General features: G+C 71.7%; 19 protein-coding genes. 10 read left to right on the forward strand and 9 right to left on the reverse strand.

Annotated elements, in window-relative coordinates; all coding sequences use genetic code 11:
- Positions 1-146 precede the first annotated feature (146 nt).
- The 3 genes from LL648_RS20450 to LL648_RS20460 all read right to left on the reverse strand — a co-directional run bounded on the left by LL648_RS20450 (position 147) and on the right by LL648_RS20460 (position 3,473).
- Positions 147-2,120 carry an alpha-1,4-glucan--maltose-1-phosphate maltosyltransferase gene (locus LL648_RS20450; RefSeq protein WP_232664226.1) on the reverse strand — a complete coding sequence of 658 codons (1,974 nt, stop codon included), beginning with the start codon at positions 2,118-2,120 and terminating at the stop codon, positions 147-149.
- A 217-nt stretch (positions 2,121-2,337) separates the two neighbouring features.
- Positions 2,338-3,015 carry a TetR/AcrR family transcriptional regulator gene (locus LL648_RS20455; protein ID WP_232664227.1) on the reverse strand — a complete coding sequence of 226 codons (678 nt, stop codon included), beginning with the start codon at positions 3,013-3,015 and terminating at the stop codon, positions 2,338-2,340.
- Positions 3,016-3,056: 41 nt separating this feature from the next.
- Positions 3,057-3,473 carry a hypothetical protein gene (locus LL648_RS20460; protein WP_232664228.1) on the reverse strand — a complete coding sequence of 139 codons (417 nt, stop codon included), beginning with the start codon at positions 3,471-3,473 and terminating at the stop codon, positions 3,057-3,059.
- Positions 3,474-3,600: 127 nt separating this feature from the next.
- Between LL648_RS20460 and glgP the strand changes: the two genes are divergently transcribed.
- Positions 3,601-6,135: an alpha-glucan family phosphorylase gene (gene glgP, locus LL648_RS20465; protein WP_232664229.1), complete on the forward strand. Its 2,535-nt coding sequence runs from the start codon at positions 3,601-3,603 to the stop codon at positions 6,133-6,135.
- A gap of 84 nt (positions 6,136-6,219) precedes the next feature.
- Here the strand turns inward: glgP and LL648_RS20470 are convergent, their stop codons facing one another.
- The 4 genes from LL648_RS20470 to glgX all read right to left on the reverse strand — a co-directional run bounded on the left by LL648_RS20470 (position 6,220) and on the right by glgX (position 9,646).
- Positions 6,220-6,765: a LysM peptidoglycan-binding domain-containing protein gene (locus LL648_RS20470; RefSeq protein ID WP_232664230.1), complete on the reverse strand. Its 546-nt coding sequence runs from the start codon at positions 6,763-6,765 to the stop codon at positions 6,220-6,222.
- Between the two features lie 5 nt (positions 6,766-6,770).
- A complete protein-coding gene (locus LL648_RS20475; protein ID WP_232664231.1) occupies positions 6,771-7,118 on the reverse strand; it encodes a hypothetical protein in 348 nt (115 codons plus the stop codon).
- 171 nt (positions 7,119-7,289) lie between these two features.
- Complete coding sequence (locus LL648_RS20480) at positions 7,290-7,508, reverse strand: FmdB family zinc ribbon protein (protein WP_232664232.1); 219 nt, start codon at positions 7,506-7,508, stop codon at positions 7,290-7,292.
- A 122-nt stretch (positions 7,509-7,630) separates the two neighbouring features.
- Positions 7,631-9,646: a glycogen debranching protein GlgX gene (glgX, locus tag LL648_RS20485; protein ID WP_232664233.1), complete on the reverse strand. Its 2,016-nt coding sequence runs from the start codon at positions 9,644-9,646 to the stop codon at positions 7,631-7,633.
- Positions 9,647-9,695: 49 nt separating this feature from the next.
- Here glgX and LL648_RS20490 point away from each other — a divergent pair, with 49 nt between their 5' ends.
- Complete coding sequence (locus LL648_RS20490) at positions 9,696-10,514, forward strand: ABC transporter ATP-binding protein (protein ID WP_232664234.1); 819 nt, start codon at positions 9,696-9,698, stop codon at positions 10,512-10,514.
- A gap of 27 nt (positions 10,515-10,541) precedes the next feature.
- Here the strand turns inward: LL648_RS20490 and LL648_RS20495 are convergent, their stop codons facing one another.
- A complete protein-coding gene (locus tag LL648_RS20495) occupies positions 10,542-11,168 on the reverse strand; it encodes a winged helix-turn-helix transcriptional regulator (RefSeq protein WP_232664235.1) in 627 nt (208 codons plus the stop codon).
- 56 nt (positions 11,169-11,224) lie between these two features.
- Here LL648_RS20495 and LL648_RS20500 point away from each other — a divergent pair, with 56 nt between their 5' ends.
- The 3 genes from LL648_RS20500 to LL648_RS20510 are packed head-to-tail and all read left to right on the forward strand — an operon-like array spanning position 11,225 to position 13,247.
- Positions 11,225-11,731 (forward strand): pyridoxamine 5'-phosphate oxidase family protein, encoded by a 507-nt coding sequence (locus LL648_RS20500; RefSeq protein ID WP_232664236.1) that lies wholly within the window; start codon positions 11,225-11,227, stop codon positions 11,729-11,731.
- Between the two features lie 2 nt (positions 11,732-11,733).
- Positions 11,734-12,429: an alpha/beta fold hydrolase gene (locus LL648_RS20505; RefSeq protein WP_232664237.1), complete on the forward strand. Its 696-nt coding sequence runs from the start codon at positions 11,734-11,736 to the stop codon at positions 12,427-12,429.
- 38 nt (positions 12,430-12,467) lie between these two features.
- Positions 12,468-13,247: an enoyl-CoA hydratase/isomerase family protein gene (locus LL648_RS20510; protein WP_232664238.1), complete on the forward strand. Its 780-nt coding sequence runs from the start codon at positions 12,468-12,470 to the stop codon at positions 13,245-13,247.
- On the opposite strand, the gene LL648_RS20515 is transcribed toward LL648_RS20510, so the two are convergent.
- The gene (locus LL648_RS20515) at positions 13,244-13,807 is read right to left on the reverse strand and encodes a Uma2 family endonuclease (RefSeq protein ID WP_232664239.1); all 564 of its coding nucleotides are present in this window, start codon (positions 13,805-13,807) and stop codon (positions 13,244-13,246) included. The two genes, LL648_RS20510 and LL648_RS20515, sit on opposite strands and share 4 nt — an antisense overlap.
- A 58-nt stretch (positions 13,808-13,865) precedes the next feature.
- Between LL648_RS20515 and LL648_RS20520 the strand changes: the two genes are divergently transcribed.
- The 5 genes from LL648_RS20520 to LL648_RS20540 all read left to right on the forward strand — a co-directional run bounded on the left by LL648_RS20520 (position 13,866) and on the right by LL648_RS20540 (position 18,085).
- The gene (locus LL648_RS20520; RefSeq protein WP_232664240.1) at positions 13,866-14,825 is read left to right on the forward strand and encodes a class I SAM-dependent methyltransferase; all 960 of its coding nucleotides are present in this window, start codon (positions 13,866-13,868) and stop codon (positions 14,823-14,825) included.
- Between the two features lie 66 nt (positions 14,826-14,891).
- Positions 14,892-15,410 carry a hypothetical protein gene (locus LL648_RS20525; RefSeq protein ID WP_232664241.1) on the forward strand — a complete coding sequence of 173 codons (519 nt, stop codon included), beginning with the start codon at positions 14,892-14,894 and terminating at the stop codon, positions 15,408-15,410.
- 25 nt (positions 15,411-15,435) lie between these two features.
- Positions 15,436-16,596, forward strand: a complete 1,161-nt coding sequence (gene macS / locus LL648_RS20530) for a MacS family sensor histidine kinase (protein WP_232664242.1) — start codon at positions 15,436-15,438, stop codon at positions 16,594-16,596.
- Between the two features lie 26 nt (positions 16,597-16,622).
- Complete coding sequence (locus tag LL648_RS20535; protein WP_232664243.1) at positions 16,623-17,288, forward strand: response regulator; 666 nt, start codon at positions 16,623-16,625, stop codon at positions 17,286-17,288.
- Between the two features lie 194 nt (positions 17,289-17,482).
- Positions 17,483-18,085: a LuxR C-terminal-related transcriptional regulator gene (locus tag LL648_RS20540; protein WP_232664244.1), complete on the forward strand. Its 603-nt coding sequence runs from the start codon at positions 17,483-17,485 to the stop codon at positions 18,083-18,085.
- Positions 18,086-18,092: the final 7 nt, after the last annotated feature.

An 18,092-nucleotide genomic window follows, 5' to 3' on the forward strand; every position in this document is an offset into this window, starting at 1 on the left:
GCGCCGGCCGGTCCGGCGCCATGCGACCACTATGAACGGCGGTGGTTTCAAGACCGTCTCATCGGCCCTACACGAACGTTCCCCACCGTTTTGGGCACATGCGCGCCGAAAACGCGCGCATCCACCCAAAACGGTGGGGAAGTTGGTCAGGCGCGCTGCACCCGCAGGACGTGCGCGACGTGGTTCCAGGGCTCCAGACCCACGAAGTTGTGCTGGCCCCAGTCGTACGTCTCGCCGCTGATCTCGTCGTGCACCGTCATCCGGTCGTGCCAGCCCAGCCCGAGCGCCGGCATGTCGAGCGACGTGGTGCCCATCTGAGCGTTGCGCGAGTCGAGGTTGCAGACGACGAGCACGGTGTCGCCGCTCGCGGGATCGGTCCGCGAGTAGGCGATGATCGAGTCGTTGTCGACGTGGTGGAAGTGGATCTCGCGCAGCTGCTGCAGCGCGGGGTGGGCGCGCCGGATCTCGTTGAGCCGGGTGATGTAGGGCTCGAGCGAGCGCCCCTCGTTGATCGCGGCCGCGAAGTCGCGCGGGCGCAGCTCGTACTTCTCGGAGTTCATGTACTCCTCGGAGCCGGGCTTCACCGGCTCCCACTCGAACAGCTCGAAGCCCGAGTAGACGCCCCACGTGGGGGCCATGGTCGCGGCGAGCGTCGCCCGGATGGCGAACATTCCCGGCCCGCCGGTCTGCAGCGACTCGTGCAGGATGTCGGGCGTGTTGACGAAGAGGTTCGGCCGGCACTCGTCGGCGCGCTGGGCGTGCATCTGCGCGAACTCGGTCAGCTCGGCCTTCGTCGTGCGCCACGTGAAGTAGCTGTAGCTCTGGGTGAACCCGAGCCGCGCGAGGCCGAATAGCCGAGCGGGGCGGGTGAACGCCTCGGCCAGGAACAACACGTCGGGGTACTGCGCCTTGACCTGCCAGATCAGCCAGTGCCAGAAGTTCGGCGGCTTCGTGTGGGGGTTGTCGACGCGGAAGATCTTCACGCCGTGCTCGACCCAGTGCAGCACCACCCGCAACGCCTCGGCGTAGATCCCGGCCGGGTCGTTGTCGAAGTTGATCGGGTAGATGTCCTGGTACTTCTTCGGCGGGTTCTCCGCGTAGGCGATGGTGCCGTCGGGGCGCACGGTGAACCACTCGGGGTGCTCCTCGACCCACGGGTGGTCGGGGGCGCACTGCAGCGCGAAGTCGAGCGCGACCTCCATGCCGAGGTCCTGCGTGCGCGCGACGAACGCGTCGAAGTCGTCGATCGTGCCCAACTCGGGGTCGATCGCGTCGTGCCCACCCTCGGCCGAGCCGATGGCCCACGGGGAGCCGACGTCGCCGGGGCCGGCGTTGACGTTGTTGTTGCGGCCCTTGCGGTGCACCGTGCCGACGGGGTGGATCGGCGGGAGGTAGACCACGTCGAAGCCCATCGCGGCGATGCGGTCGAGCTCCTTCGCCGCGGTGACGAACGAGCCGTGCACCGCGCGGCCCTTCTCGTCGCGGCCGCCGGTCGAGCGCGGGAAGATCTCGTACCAGGAGCCGAAGAGCGCGCGGTCGCGGTCGACGTACACCTGCTGCGGGCGGCCCCTGGTGATCAGCTCGCGGACCGGGCGCTCGGTCATGATCGTCTCGACGGCCGGGAACATCGCCGGCGCGACCCTGGCGTGCAGCGGCATCGCCGTGTCGCGCAGCGCGTTGGCCGCGCCGAAGAGCAGGTCGCGGAACGGGCGCTCGGCGGGACGGCGACCGACGCGCTGCAGCAGCCGCGCGCCGACCTCGAGGTCGTTCGCGAGCTCCTCGGCGGTCTGGCCGGCCTCGAGCTTCACGGTGACGGCGTGGCGCCAGGTGGCCCACGGGTCGCTCCAGGCGTCGACCCGGAACGTCCACAGGCCGGGCTCGTCGGCGCTGATCGCCGCGATGAACCGGTCGGGTTCGGTGGGGTGCGGGGTCATCCGGATGTGCTGGGCGGCGCCGCGGCTGCCGACCTGCTTCCAGACGACGTTCGCCGCGACGGCATCGTGGCCTTCTCGCCACACCGCCGCATCGATGGGAACGACCTCGCCGACGACGGCCTTGCTCGGATGGCGGCCGCCGCTGACCGAGGGGCTGACGTCATCGATTCCCAGCCGACCCGTCATCGGCTCACCCCCACATGGCACCCCGTTGCGTGAGTCACAAACCTACCTACCCGCTCCGTCGCCTCTTGGAACGGGTCGCCGGTGGCCGCGTGGAGTTCACGTGATCGTCACCGGCGCCCGCGTGGCACCTCAAGGGTCCACTGCCGGAGCGGGTACGTCCAGTGCTGGTGACGCACATCTTGAACGATCCTGCCAGGCATAACGGACCGAACGGTGCTCAGCCCTTCAGGGAGCGGACGAGTCCGATCACGTCGTCGGCCACACCACGCACACCGGGGACGCGGGTCAGCCGGACCAACCGGTCGACGAGCGGCACCGCGTGGCGGACGAGCATGCGCGAACGCTGCTGGCCCTCGCTCGTGTCGTGCACCCAGAACAGCACGACGCCCATGTGCAGCAGCCAGAGCAACTCGGGCAGCTCCGCCAGCACCGCGGCCGGTGCCTTGACGTCGGAGCCGCGCACGGCCTCGCGGAAGATCCCGATGCTGGCCTCGCGCGCGGGCGCCGACTCGGGGCTGAACGGCGAGAGCGGGCTGGTCGGCTCCGCGGCGTTCTTGAAGAACTTGCCCGCGAACTCGTGGTAGGGCTCCGCGGCGTCGAGGAACGTCTCGTAGACCCCCGCCAGCCGGCGCGCGAACGTCTTCTCGCGGGCGAGCACCCCGGCGGCCGCCTCGGTGTGCGCCTCCGACATGCGGTCGTAGAACGCCTGGATCAGGTGTTCCTTGGTCGCGACGTAGTAGTAGGCGTTGCCGAGCGAGACGCCGGCGGCGTCGGCGACGGCACGCATGGTCGTCTTCTCGTAGCCGCGCTCCTTGAACAGGTCGAGCGCGGCAGACACGATCGCGGCCTTCGTCTGCTCGCCGCGGGCAGATCGGGGGCTGGCTGGTTCGCCCACGACGCGCAGGTTACCGGTCATCAGCGGGAGGACCTTCGCGGTCATCGCGCGGCCGGTGGGTACATCGGCGCCGGGGCGGCCGGTGCCGCCGGCGCGACCGGCCGGTTGGTCTCGAGCCACTTGCGGCGCCGGACGGACTGGAAGACCCGCACGTTTAGCAGGTGCATGCCGCCGAGCACGAGCAGCACGACACCGATCTTCCAGCTGATCTCCTCGACCAGCTCCTTGGGCGAGGCGACCTCGCCGCTGGTGCGCAGGAACAGCAGCACGAACCCGAGGCTCACCAGGTAGGCACCGATCTTCAGCAGTGCGTTGATGGACGCGGCGAGCTCCTCCTGTCCGGGGAAGACGTCGACGAGGAACACCCCGCCGTGGTGGCCGAGCGCCCGGACGACCCACACCGTGATCGGCAGCGCGATCGCGAGGTAGGCGAGATAAGCGACCACGGTGTACGTCATGGGATCTCCTTTTGAACGTGTTCAAGTAGATGTCCGTCAAGCTAGCAGGCTCTTTGAACACGTTCAAGTGCGTGAGCTGCGTCCATCTTGAACGATCCCGCCATCGATTCAACTACGCTCCACGCCCGTGAGAGCTCTTCGGCGGTTCACCGTCCGCGCCCAGCTGCCGGCGGCGCTTGCCCCACTCCAGAACCTGGCCACAAACCTGCGCTGGAGCTGGCACGCCCCCACCCACGACCTGTTCGCCACCCTCGACCCCGATGCGTGGGAGCGGGCGGCGCACGACCCGGTGCGGCTGCTCGGTGAGATCCCGTCGGCACGGCTGGCCGAGCTGGCCGCCGACACCGACGCCGTCGAGACCGTGCGCAGGCTCGCCGACGACCTCGCGGCGTACCTCGACGAGCCGCGGGCGTACCAGGCCCAGCGGGAGCGGGACGCGTCGCTGCCGGCCGCCATCGGGTACTTCTCGATGGAGTTCGGCGTCTCCGAGGTGCTCCCGAACTACTCCGGCGGCCTCGGCGTGCTCGCGGGCGACCACCTCAAGGCGGCGTCGGACCTCGGGCTGCCGCTGATCGGCGTCGGGCTGCTCTACCGCTCCGGCTACTTCCGCCAGTCGCTCTCGCTCGACGGGTGGCAGCAGGAGCACTACCCGGTGCTCGACCCGCAGGGGCTGCCGCTGCACCTGCTGCTCGACGGCGCCGGCGCGCCCGTGCTCGTCGAGGTCGCGATGCCGGGCGGGCGGCTGCTGCGCGCGCGGGTGTGGCAGGCGGCCGTCGGCAGGGTGCCACTGCTCCTGCTCGACTCCGACATCGAGGAGAACGAGCCCGACCTGCGGGCCGTCACCGACCGGCTCTACGGCGGCGACCAGGACCACCGCATCAAGCAGGAGATCCTCGTCGGCATCGGCGGGGTCAGGGCGGTGCGCGCGTTCTGCGCGTCGACCGGCCACCCGCAGCCCGAGGTGTTCCACACAAACGAGGGCCACGCCGGCTACCTCGGCCTGGAGCGGATCCGCGAGCTGCAGGACGGGCCGGGGCTCTCGTTCGACGAGGCCGTTGCCACCGTCCGCGCCGGCACGGTGTTCACCACCCACACGCCCGTGCCCGCGGGCATCGACCGGTTCCCGATCGACCTGGTGCGGCACTACTTCGACGGCCAGCTGCTGCCGGGTGTGCCCACCGACCGGATCCTCGCGCTCGGCGCCGAGGAGAACCCCGGCATGTTCAACATGGCCCACATGGGGCTGCGGCTGGGGCAGCGGTCCAACGGGGTGTCGCAGCTGCACGGCGCGGTCTCGCGGGGGATGTTCGGCAACCTGTGGGAGGGCTTCGACGCCGACGAGGTGCCGATCGGCTCGGTCACCAACGGCGTGCACGGCGCGACCTGGGAGGCGCGGGAGATCACCGAGCTGATCGGTGAACCCGGCAGCGACCTCGCGCACGTCGGCGACGAATCGCTGTGGCAGCTGCGCAACGCGCTGCGCTCCAAGCTGGTCGGCGAGGTGCGGCGCCGGGTGCGCGAGGCGTGGCTGCAGCGCGGCGCGTCCACCCCGGAGCTCGGCTGGACCGACCACGTCTTCGACGAGGGTGTGCTGACCGTCGGCTTCGCCCGGCGCGTCCCGACGTACAAGCGCCTCACGCTGATGCTGCGCGACAAGGAGCGGCTGCGCGACCTGCTGCTCGACCCGCACCGCCCCGTCCAGCTCGTCGTCGCGGGCAAGTCGCACCCGGCCGACGACGGCGGCAAGGCGCTCATCCAGGAGATCGTCCAGTTCGCCGACGACCCCGCGGTGCGCCACCGGATCGTCTTCCTCCCCGACTACGACATGTCGATGGCCCGCTACCTCTACTGGGGCTGCGACGTCTGGCTGAACAACCCGCTGCGCCCGCTGGAGGCGTGCGGGACCTCGGGCATGAAGTCGGCGCTCAACGGCGGGCTCAACCTCTCCATCCGCGATGGCTGGTGGGACGAGTTCTACGACGGCCGCAACGGCTGGGCGATCCCGACGGCCGACGGGATCGAGGACCCGACCCGTCGCGACGACCTCGAGGCCAACGCGCTCTACGAGCTGCTCGCCACACAGGTGGGCCCGGCGTTCTACGAGCGGACCGACGGCGTCCCGACGCGGTGGGTCGAGCTCGTGCGCCACACCCTGACCAGCCTGCGGCCCAAGGTGCAGGCGTCCCGGATGGTCGGCGAGTACGTAGAGGACCTGTACGCGCCCGCGGCGCGCGCGGCGGCGAGCGTCGCGGCCGACGGGTTCGCCGGCGCGAAGGAGATCGCGGCCTACCGCAGCCGGCTCAACGCGGCGTGGCCCTCGGTCGAGGTGCTGGGCGTCGACGCGTCGGGGCTGCCGGACACGCCCGTCGTCGGGGCGCCGATGACGGTGCGGGCGACCGTCGCGCTGGCCGGGCTCGACCCGACCGACGTCGTCGTGCAGGCCGTCGTCGGGCAGGTCGACGAGTCGGACGACCTGCGCGGGGCCGAGGCCGTCGCGATGGCGCACGTCGGTGCCGCCGACGGCGTCGCGGACGGGCAGCGGTTCGAGGCCGTCGTGCCGCTGCCGTACGCGGGGCTCACCGGCTACACCGTGCGCGTGCTGCCGGCGCACCCGCTGCTGGCCTCGCACGCCGAGCTCGGCAAGATCGTCCTCGCCGGCTGACGAACTTCCCCACCGTTTTGCCTATTTGCACGCCCTCCGGGGTCTGCAGGTTGGCAAAACGGTGGGGAAGTTTCTATCGGACCGTCAGTTCGGGATGACGAGCTGCTGACCGGGGTGGATCAGGTCCGGGTTCGCGATGCCGTTGGCCTCCGCGATCCGGCGGTAGTCGTTCGCGTTGCCGTAGAAGCGCTCCGCGATGGCCGAGAGGGTGTCACCCGACTCGACCACGTAGGTGCGCTGCTCCGGCGCCGCCGGGGCCGCCGACGCCGCGTCGGCCGCCTGCTCCGCCTCGGAGAGGTAGGTGTTGGGCGACCACACCACGCTGCCGTCGGGCGCGTAGATCACGACGTTGCGGTCGTCCTGGATGACGAACCGCGAGCCGGGAACGCCCGTGCCCGACGCCCACACCACGTCGTTCGTGCTGGTGTAGAGCACGAGGTTGCCGTCGGCCTGCATGTCGAGCCGGTCGGCGCCCTTGTTCCAGCTCTCCGTGCTCCACACGGCGCCCGTGGGGCCGTTGAGCACGACGTTCTGGTCCTCCTCCAGCAGGCCGATCCAGAACCTGCCGTTGGGGGAGTGGATGCGGTCGCCGAGGCGAAGGCTGGAGCCGCTCTCGAGAGAGTTGCCCACTGCGGTCACTCCCCGCTCTCGTAGGTGTTGGGCGACCACGCGACGCTGCCGTCGGCCGCGTAGACGACGATGTTGCGGTCGTCCTGGATCGCGAAGTGCGCACCGGGCGAGTCGGTGTTCGACGCCCAGACCGGCTGGTTGTCGTTGGTGTAGAGGACGAGGTTGCCGTCGGGCTGCATGTCGACGCGGACGCCGCCCTTGTTCCAGCTCTCGGAGCTCCACACCGCGCCGGTGGGACCGTTGAGGACGAAGTTGCCGTCCTCCTCGAGCACGCCGATCCAGTACTGCCCGCTCGGCGAGAACAGCCTGTCCCCGATGTTCAGGCTCTGCCCGCTGCTCAGGATGTTGCTCATACCGTCCCCTATGGTCGCCGCCGGAGGCTCGAACCGGCTCCCCGATCAGGAGTCGCGCCGCTCCGACGGCACCGGAGGATAGGGCCCGTCACCGATCGGGTGATCGAGAGCCTGCGGATTGTTACCCGCGGTACGGCAGGTCGTCACCGCGCCGACACCACGATCGGTAGCTCAGCGGCAGCCGCACGCGCCGCCGCAGCACCCACCGCCGCCCGCCGGTGCGCCGCTGCCGACCGCGCTGCTACGGCCGCCGACGGCGACCGTCGAGAGCAGTTTGACGGTGTCCGCGTGCCCTTCGGGGCAGGGTGCGGGCTCGCCGGACGCCTTCATCGGGCGGCTGACCTCGAAGGTCTGCGCGCACTCCCGGCAGCGGAACTCGTAACGCGGCACGGGCGGAGTCTAGCCCGGAACGGGGCGGTCTCCCGGCTCCGCCGGGAGGGCAGGAAAGCCACTTTCCTGGCCCCCACAGGGCCTGAAAGTGGCTTTCCGGCCCTCCCCCGACCACCCGCCGGCTACGACGCCGTCGTGAGGCGGAGCAGGATCAGCGAGTGCGGCGGGAGCGTGATCGTCGTCCCGCCGGGCAGGGGACGGCTCGTCACGGGCGCCCCGCCCGGCCGCGTGCTGTCCAGCATCGGGACGAACGCGCCGTCGGGCGGCAGCGTCGCAGGCACGGCGCTGTCGCCGGCGTGCAGGAGCAGCAGCCACTCCGCGCGCAGGAGGCCGAGGCTGCGCAGCCCGCCGTCGTGCCAGTCGTGGCCGCCGATCCGCCTGCCGTCCGGGTGCCACCACAGCACCTCGCCGTCGCGGTAGAACCTGTCGCGGTGCAGCGCGGGTGAGCTGTGGCGGATCTGCGCCGCACGGGCGACGAACGACGTGAGCGCGTCCGCGGCGGTACTGGGCGTCCAGTCCACCCAGGAGATCTCGTTGTCGTGGCAGTAGGCGTTGTTGTTGCCGCCCTGGGTGCGCCAGAGCTCGTCGCCGCCGAGCAGCATCGGCGTGCCGTTGGACAGCAGCAGCGTGCCCAACAGCGCCCGCGCCGCGGCGAGGCGCCGCTCGACGACCACCGGCGACGACGTTTCGCCTTCGACGCCGAAGTTCTGCGACCGGTTGTCGTCGGTGCCGTCGCGGTTCGACTCGCCGTTGGCCTCGTTGTGCTTGTGCTCGTAGGAGACGAGGTCGCGCAACGTGAACCCGTCGTGCGCCGTGACGAAGTTGATCGACGCCCACGGCCGCCTGCCCGAGACCTTGTACAGGTCTGAGCTGCCCATCAGGCGCGACGCGACCTCGCCGATGCCGCCGTGGCCGCGCCAGAAGTCGCGCACCGCGTCGCGGTAGCGCCCGTTCCACTCCGACCACGCCACCCCGAACCCGCCGACCCGGTAGCCCTCACCGGTGGCGTCCCACGGCTCCGCGATCAGCTTGCGGCCCGACAGCACGGGGTCGGTCGCGATCGCGGTGAGCAGCGGGGCGTCCGGGTGGAACGCGCCGGAGTGCGGGCGGCCCAGCACGCTCGCGAGGTCGATGCGGAAGCCGTCGACGCCGAACACGGTCGACCAGTGCCGCAGCGCGTCGCAGACCAGCCGGATGACCGTCGGCGAACCGGAGTCGAGTGTGTTGCCGGTGCCGGTGATGTCGGCGTCGTGCCCGTTGCCGCCGAGCGAGTAGTACGCGGGCGCGTCGAGACCGCGGTAGGAGAGCGTCGTGCCGCCGACCCCGCCCTCGGCCGTGTGGTTCGGGACGACGTCGAGGATCACCTCGATACCGGCGGCGTGCAGCGCGTCGACCATCGTCCGGAACTCGTCGATCTCCGCGCCGGGCACGCTCGCGTAGCCGGCGTGCGGTGCGAGGAAGCCGAGCGTCGCGTAGCCCCAGTAGTTGGGCAGGCCGCGCTCCAGCAGCGGCGGCTCGTCCGCGATCGCGGTGACGGGCAGCAGCTCGACGGCCGTGATCCCGCACTTCTTCAGGTGCTCGACGACGGCGGGATGGGCGAGCCCGAGGTACGTGCCGCGCTGCTCCGGCGGGACCTCCGGGTGCAGCTTGGTGAAGCCGCGCACGTGCAGCTCGGCGATCACGGTCTCCGACCACGGAACGTCGGGCCGCTCGAGCGGCGCGAGCACGTCGGGCTCGGAGACCACCGAGAGCGGCACGTACCCGAGCGAGTCGACCGTGCTCTGCGGCCCGGTCATCGGGTCGTCGGCCCAGCCGCGCGCCGCGACGATGTCGGTGATGCCGCCGGTGATCCGCCGGGCGTACGGGTCGACGAGGATCTTCGCCGGGTTGGCCCGCAGCCCGTCCCACGGACGGTAGGGGCCGTGCACCCGATAGCCGTAACGCTGGCCCGGTCGGACGCCGGGAACGTAACCGTGCCAAACGCCGAACGTCCGCTCCGGCAGCGTCACGCGGCGCTCACCCAGCGTGTCGCCCGTCCCGTCCACAAGGCACACCTCGACGGCATCCGCGCTGGTGGAGGCCACAGCGAAGCGCACCCCGCCGCTGTCGGCATGGGCACCCAGAGGGAAGACAGGCACGATCGGCGAGGATAGAGGGGTGGCCGCGTCCGGATCATCCCCTGAGTCGATGCTCACCCAGCGCAGCAGCGACACTCCCGACCTGACCGATCTCGTCGTGCGGATGGACGGCGTCGGCGTCCGCAGGGGTGCCTCGACGCTGCTGCACGACGTCGACTGGGCCGTCGAGCTGGACGAACGCTGGGTCGTGCTCGGCCCCAACGGCGCGGGGAAGACGACGCTCCTGCGGCTCGCGGCTGCCGAGCTGCACCCCACCGTCGGCACGGTGCACGTGCTCGGCGAGCGCCTCGGCCGGGTGAACGTCTTCGAGCTGCGCACCAGGATCGGGCTGTCGTCGGCGGCGCTGAACGGGCGGGTCCCGCCGGAGGAGACGGTGCGCGACGTCGTCGTCAGCGCGGGGTACGGCGTGCTCGGTCGGTGGCGTGAGGCGTACGACTCCGCCGACACCGACCGGGCCGATCAGCTGCTCGACGCGCTCGGGATGCGCGCGCTCGTGGAGCGCACGTACGGCACCCTCTCCGAGGGCGAGCGCAAGCGCACGACGATCGCGCGGGCCCTGATGACCGACCCCGAGCTGCTGCTTCTCGACGAGCCCGCGGCCGGGCTCGACCTCGGCGGCCGCGAGGACCTCCTTGCGCGGCTCACCGCGCTCGCCGCCGATCCGAATGCGCCTGCCTCGGTGCTCGTCACGCACCACGTCGAGGAGATCCCCGTCGGTTACAGCCACGGGCTGCTGATCCGCGAGGGCGGTGTCGTCGCGGCCGGGCTGCTCGACGACGTGCTCACCGACGACAACCTCTCGGCCACCTTCGGCCTGCCGCTCACCGTGCAGCGCCGCCGCGGCCGCTACACCGCCTGGCGCCGCTGAAACCCCGGCGCGAACCCAGCCGTTCGGTCAGGTGATCGCCGGGCGCGGGAAGTGGCGGACGAACGCCTGCGCGGCGTCGAGGTCGCCGGTGACGGCTGACGGGTCGAGCGGGCGGCCGCCGAACACGACCGATCGCAGCGCCGCCGCGTCGGTCGTGATCACCGCGTCGGCGTGCGGCGTCTCGGCGCGGGTGATGTCGAACCGCCCGTCGCGGATCTCCGCGCGGAACCGCTCCTCACCGAGCCGCAGCTCGATGAGCGCGTCCTTCGCCATGCCGTCGTAGGTCGTCAGCATCGCGATGGCGAGCGCGTCGGCCGAGAGCTCCCCGACCGCGGTGGTGGCGAGCCGGCTGCCCCAGCGGGCGAGCTCGATGACGACGGGCCGCAGCTCCTGGCCGCGATCGGTGAGCTCGTAGACGTTCGCGCTGACCGGTGGGCCCATCCGGCGCCGGTGCAGGACACCGGCCTCGGCGAGCTCGCGCAGACGCTGGGACAACACGTTCTGGCTGACCGCCGGCAGGCTCCTGACCAGGTCGGAGAACCGTTTCGGGCCGAGCAGCAGCTCGCGCACGACGTGCAGGGCCCACCGCTCGCCGACGATGTCGAGGGCGCGTGCCATCCCGCACGGGTCGTCGTAGTTCCGCTTCCCGGCCATCGCTGCATCGTAGCAATCTCTTGCGTAATCAAAGCAAGCACTCCTAATCTAGGAGTATGTCTTCTTCGACCACCCTGCCCCAGGGCCACCCCGACCTGATATCGACCGACGTCGCCCAGCGGCTGCTGCACTCGACGGAGCTCGCCCGCCTCGCGTACACCGCCGCCGACGGCACTCCCCGGGTCTTCCCGATGATGTTCCAGTGGACCGGCGACGAGATCGTCTTCGCGACCTTCGCCGGCGCCCGCAAGATCGCGGCCCTGCGCGCCCGGCCGGACGTCGCGATCACCATCGACACCCCGGTCGCCCCACCGCAGGTGCTGCTCCTGCGCGGCCGGGCCGAGGTCGCCGACGTCGAGGGGCTCGTCCCGGAGTACGTGCAAGCGCACCGCCGCTACGCGGCGACACCGGAGCAGGCCGAGGCGACGATCGCCGACTCGGACCGGCCCGGCGTGCGGATGGCGCGCATCGCCGTTCGCCCGAGCTGGGTGGGTGTGCTCGACTTCGTCTCGCGGTTCCCCGGTGGGGGCAGCGCGTCCGAGTTCGCCGAGCGAGGGCAGTGACCATGAGTGGGACGACGTACGTGTTGATCCCCGGCGCGACCGGGCAGGCCTGGTACTGGCACCGGGTGGTGCCGTTGCTGGAGGAGCGCGGGTACGAGGCGCTGCCCGTCGAGCTGCCCGGCGCCGACGACACCGCCGGGCTCGCGGAGTACGTCGACACCGTCGTCGCGGCGATCGGCGACCGGCCTGCGGGCGACGTCGTGCTGGTCGGGCAGTCGATGGGTGCCTTCACCACCGGGCTGGTGGCCGAGCGCCTGCCGGTGCGGGAGATCGTGCTGGTCAACGCCATGACGCCGAAGCCGGGCGAGTCGGCGGGCGAGTGGTGGGAGGCCACCGGGCAGGGCGCGGCGGCCCGTGAGATGGCGCTGCGCGACGGCCGCGACCCCGACGCGCCGTTCGACCCCTGGATCGAGTTCTTCCACGACGTCCCCGAGCACATCGTCGAGGAGGCGAAGGCCGGCCCGCCGCCGCTGCAGTCCGACACCCCGTTCGGGAAGCCGTGGCCCCTCGCGGCGTGGCCGGACGTCCCTACGCGCTTCCTGCAGGGTAGCGACGACCGGTTCTTCCCAGTCGAGTTCCAGCGCAAGCTGGTGGCCGAGCGGCTCGGGCTGGAGATCGAGGAGCTGCCCGGCGGGCACCTGGTGGCGCTGAGCCGCCCGATCGAGCTCGTGGACCTCCTGACGGCCGAGCGCGGGTAGGGTCCCGACCGAGGCAGCGGACGACGGAAGGAAGCGGCGTGGGCGAGTTCGTCAACCTTGAGGTCGAGGGCGGGATCGGCACGATCCGGCTGGACCGGCCCCCGATGAACGCGTTCAGCCGGCAGGTGCAGGAGGAGCTGAAAGCCGCGGCCGAGGAGGCGAGCAGGCGCGCCGACGTCCGCGCGGTGATCGTCTACGGCGGCGAGAAGGTCTTCGCGGCCGGCGCCGACGTCAAGGAGATGGCGTCGATGTCGTTCGCCGACATCGCACCCGTCGCGCGGCGGCTCAACGCGTGCTTCGGCGCGCTGTCGGAGGTGCCCAAGCCCACGGTCGCCGCGATCACCGGCTACGCGCTCGGCGGCGGCATGGAGGTCGCGCTGGGCTGCGACCGGCGCATCTGCGGCGACAACGCGAAGCTCGGCCAGCCCGAGATCCTGCTGGGGATCATCCCCGGCGGTGGCGGCACGCAGCGCATGGCGCGGCTCATCGGCCCGTCCCGGACCAAGGACCTGATCTTCACCGGCCGGATGGTGAAGGCGGAGGAGGCGCTGGCGATCGGTCTCGTCGACGAGGTCGTGCCGGCCGACGAGGTCTACGCCGCCGCCCGCCGGTGGGCCGAGCAGTTCGTGAACGGCCCCGCGGTCGCGCTCGCCGCGGCGAAGAAGGCCATCGACGGCGGCCTCGACGTCGACCTGCGCACCGGGCTGGACATCGAGGCCGACGCCTTCGCCGCGCTCTTCGCGACCGAGGACGGGCGGGTCGGGATGGCCTCGTTCGTCGAGAACGGGCCGGGGAAGGCGCAGTTCGAGGGCCGCTAGCGGGCCCAGCGTGGGAGCAGGTCGACGAGCGCGATGTCGATGTCGAACGGGTCGGTCACCTTCAGTCGCTCCGTGCCGCCTCCGAGGACCTCCCGGTAGCTGTCACCCTCGCCCTGCCGGAAGATGCGCACGCGCAGCGGCTCCAGCTCGATGCGCCAGAAGGCCGGGATGCCGTGCTGGGCGTAGATGGCGGGCTTGGTCACCCGATCCTCGGTGTGCGATCCGGGCGACTCGATCTCGACCGCGAGAAGCACCTCGGACGGTGCGAACCAGTGTCGCCTCGGCTCGTCGGAGTGAACGACGAGCACATCGGGGATGCGGGTGAGCTGGCGACCGAAGCGGATCTCGACGATCTGCGCAGCCACGAGCGGATCCGGAGCGAGCTCATCGAGCCTCGCGAACAAGCGACCTTGGACGGACTGGTGCAGGTTCGACGCCGACGGCGACACGGTCAAGGCCCCATCTGTCAGTTCATGGCGCAGCTGTGACTCAGGCCACCTGTCGAGGTCGTCGACCGTCCAGCCGCCCGGGGGCATCGTCGTCGCGAACGCTTCAGTCATCGAGACAATGGTAGCGGTGGCTGGGCGACCGGTAAGACGCCGTTTACGCTATCTACCCATGAGTAAGGACCCGGCGCCCAACCCGCACGCCTCCGCGGAGGAGGTGGAGGCGGCGTGGCAGGACCGCAAGCTCGCGAACGTCCTCTACCACGACTGGGAGGCGGGCTCGTACGACGACAAGTGGTCGATCTCCTATGACGAGCGCTGCATCTCCTACGCGGCCGGTCGGTTCCGCCGCATCGCCGACGACGACGGCTGGCCGTACGAGCGGGCGCTGGAGCTGGGCTCCGGTACCGGGTTCTTCCTGCTCAACCTGATGCAGGCGGGGCTGGCGAAGCGCGGCGCCGTCACCGACCTCTCACCGGGCATGGTCGCCGCCGCGCTGCGCAACGCCGAGCACCTCGGGCTGGACGTCGAGGGCCGGGTCGCCGACGCCGAGCGCATCCCGTACGAGGACAACTCGTTCGACGTCGTCGTCGGGCACGCGGTGCTGCACCACATCCCGGACGTCGAGCTGGCGTTCCGTGAGGTGCTGCGCGTGCTCAAGCCGGGCGGGCGGTTCGTGTTCGCCGGCGAGCCGACGAAGGTCGGCGACTTCTACGCTCGCCGCCTCGGCAACCTGACCTGGAAGGCGACCACTGCGGTCACCCGGATCCCCGCGCTGCAGGGGTGGCGGCGACCGCAGGCCGAGCTGGACGAGTCGTCGCGCGCGGCCGCGCTGGAGGCGGTCGTCGACATCCACGTCTTCGACCCCGCCGAGCTCGAGTCGACAGCGCGGCGGGCGGGCGCGCAGGACGTCCGGGCCGCGACCGAGGAGTTCACCGCGGCGATGCTGGGCTGGCCGGTCCGGACGTTCGATGCGGCGGTGCCGCCCGGCAAGCTCGGGTGGGGCTGGGCGATGTTCGCCTACCGCAGCTGGCAGCGCCTCTCGTGGCTGGACGACACCGTGATGTCCCGGTTCGTCCCGCGTGGGTGGTTCTACAACGCGCTTGTGACGGGCACCAAGCGGCCCGGCTGACGCGAGGCACGGCCTAGCCGTAGTCCTACCGATTCGGTGATCGACGCGACGGTCCACGATGGTCCGATGAGCCGGACGACGATGCTGCGGCGCGCGCTGAACCTCCCCGTGTTGCTGATCGCGATCGCGCTGGCGGCCCTTGCCGTCGTGATCGCCGTGCAGACGAGTCCCACGGAGACGGCAGCGGAGGCGTCCGGGCGGGTTCGCGGGGTGCTCGAGAGCACGGCGCGCGCCGTCTCGATGGTGCCGCAGACCGTGGCCGAGCAGGCATCGGCCGGCTCGTGCACGTGGCTCGACCTCGACTTCACGACACCGAGCGGCAAGCGGCGCCCCGAGCTCAGTTCCGTGGGGCCGCTTCCCGCAGGCGCCGATCCCGCTGCCACCCTGGAGCGCGTGGCTCAGCACCTGGTCGGGAGCGGATGGATCGTCGTGCGCTCCCACACCGAGCCGACCGGCACGGCGGGCCTCGAAGCGGCGGGTCCTGGGGGCTACCGCCTGACCGCGCTCGTCGACGCCAGCACGTTGACCCTGACCGGCGAGGCGCCTTGCGTGTGGCCCGACGGCGAGCGCCGGACCGCCCCGTGATCGGCCCACGTCGGAGGCCGGTCCGTTGACCCCGCCGCCGGACTACCTGCGGCAGATGCCGTCGGCGGCCGACATGGACCGCCCGCTCGAACCGCTGTGGCGCGGGCTGCTGGTCTACCGGGTGCTCACGCTGCTGAGCTCGATCGGGGGCGTGCTCTACACGCTCGGCAACTTCGCGTCCCCGGCCGGCGCGGTCGCCGTGCTGGCGGTGATGGCGGCATGGACCGTCGTGACGGGCTACGGCTACTTCGGCATGATGCCGCGCGGCCGGCTGGCGATCGCCGATCTCGTTGTGACCGTCGGGGTCATGGCGACCACGCCGTTCGTCCAGACCCGCGCGCAGGTGCTCTCCGACGAGTCGGTCATGGGCTCGATCTGGACTCCCGGCGCCGTGCTGGCCCTCGCGCTGGCGTTCGGCGTCCGCGGCGGCCTCGCCGGGGCGGCGGCGCTGTCGGTGATGCTGTTCCTGGTGCAGGCGCGGTTCGAGGCGGAGCTGCCCGACGTCCAGCTGCTCGTGCTGGTCGGGGTGTCGATCGGGTTCGCGTCGACGGTCGTGCGCCGCAACGCCGAGCGGCTGCGGGCGGCGATCACGTCCGAAGCGGCGATGATGGAACGCGACCGCCTTGCCCGTGCTGTGCACGACGGTGTCCTGCAGGTGCTCGGGTACGTCCGCAGGCGCGGCGCCGAGCTCGGCGGCGCCGCGGGCGAGCTGGGCAGGCTCGCGGGGGAGCAGGAGTACGCGCTTCGCACGCTGCTCACCGCGGGGCCGGCGCCGGTCGACGTGCACGGGAGGCGCGACCTCGCCGCAGCGCTGCGCATGCTCGGCACCTCGCGCGTCACCGTCTCCGCCCCCGCGCACCGGGTGGAGATGCCCGCGCGTGCCGTCGATGAGCTGGTGGCCGTCGTCGGTGCCGCGCTGGCGAACGTCGCGCTGCACGTCGGGCCGGACGCGCCGGCGTGGGTGCTGCTGGAGGACACCGGCGACGCCGTGGAGATCAGCGTCCGGGACGAGGGCCCCGGCATCCCGGCCGGCCGGCTCGCCGCGGCCGAGTCGGAGGGCAGGCTGGGGGTCGCGATGTCGATGCGCGGGCGCGTGAACGACCTCGGCGGCACGCTCACCTGCGACACCGGGCCCGGCCGCGGGACGGAATGGATCATCAACCTGCCCAGGCGGGCTGCCCGGTGAGCGCCGGGGAACGAGGAGGGACGCCGATGGCTGACGAGATCACGGTGATGGTCGTCGACGACCACCCGATCTGGCGCGAAGGGGTCGCGCGCGACCTCACCGAGCGCGGGCTGAAGGTCGTGGCGACGGCGGCCGACGCCGACGCGGCCGTGCGCATCGCGAACGCGACGCGCCCGCGGGTCGTGCTGATGGACCTCAACCTCGGCGCGACGAGCGGCGTCACCGCGATCGAGGGCATCCTCGCGAAGCTGCCGGAGACGCGGATCCTCGTGCTCTCCGCGAGCGGGGAGCACACCGACGTGCTGGAGGCCGTGAAGGCCGGCGCCACCGGCTACCTCGTGAAGTCGGCCGGTGCCGAGGAGCTGCTCGCCGCCGTGCACCGCACCGCCGAGGGCTTCCCGGTGTTCACACCCGGCCTCGCGGGGCTCGTGCTCGGCGAGTACCGCAGGCTCGCGGGCGAGCCCGCCGCCGCGTCGGGCGAGCCCGCCGTGCCGATGCTCACCGACCGCGAGACCGAGGTCCTGCGGCTGGTGGCGAAGGGCATGACGGCGAAGCAGATCGGCGAGCGGCTCGTCGTCTCGCACCGGACGGTCGAGAGCCACGTCCAGAACACCCTGCGCAAGCTGCAGCTGCACAACCGCGCCCAGCTCGTCCGCTACGCGATCGAGAAGGGCTTGGCCGACGACGACTGAGCCCTCACCGGTTTGGCAGGGGAGGGCAGGAAAGCCACTTTCCTGCCCTGTGGGGGCCTGAAAGTGGCTTTCCGGAACTTCCGTGCGCATCGCACGCAACGCAGCGCCGGATGTCCGGTGGTGTGTGCGCTCCCACTCCGGACCTCTCTGGACGGACGTGTTGCGCCCGTGTCCGCGTCGCTACCCTCCGCCAGATGCGCATCGTGATCGTCGCAGCTCCCGGGTCCCGGGTGGGCGTCGCGTTGTCGATCGGCGGGGTCGACGTCGTCGGGCGGGCGATCGGGGCACAGGAAGCCGCGCGGACGGTCGTGGAGCAGCAGCCGGACGTCGTCGTGGTCGATCTCGACACGGCAGGACCGGACGGCACGCAGACGGTCGCGGCGACGGCTGCTGCCGCGCCCGTGTTGGCCGTCGCACGGACAGCGGAGCACACCGGGGTGCTCGCCGTCGTGCGTGCCGGCGCGGCGGGCTACCTGGTGTGGTCGTCGGGGGTCGCCGAGCTGGAGGCCGCGTTGCACCGCGCCGCCGCGGGTGAGGCCGTCTTCAGTCCCGGCCTCGCCGACGTCGTGCTGGAGGCCCACGGCCGGCCCGCCGGCGCCCGCCTGCCGCAGCTGACCGAGCGCGAGACCGACGTGCTGCGGCTCATCGTCGAAGGCTTGACCGGCCGGCAGATCGCGGCACGGCTGGTGCTCTCGCCGCGCACCGTCGAGAACCACGTCCAGCACGTGCTGCGCAAGCTGGCCGTGCCCAACCGGGCCGCGCTCGTCCGGTATGCGATCGAGCACGGGCTCGCTTGAGCGGCGA

Origin of the sequence: Pseudonocardia sp. TRM90224, assembly GCF_021245725.1 — a bacterium.
Lineage (GTDB): Bacteria > Actinomycetota > Actinomycetes > Mycobacteriales > Pseudonocardiaceae > Pseudonocardia.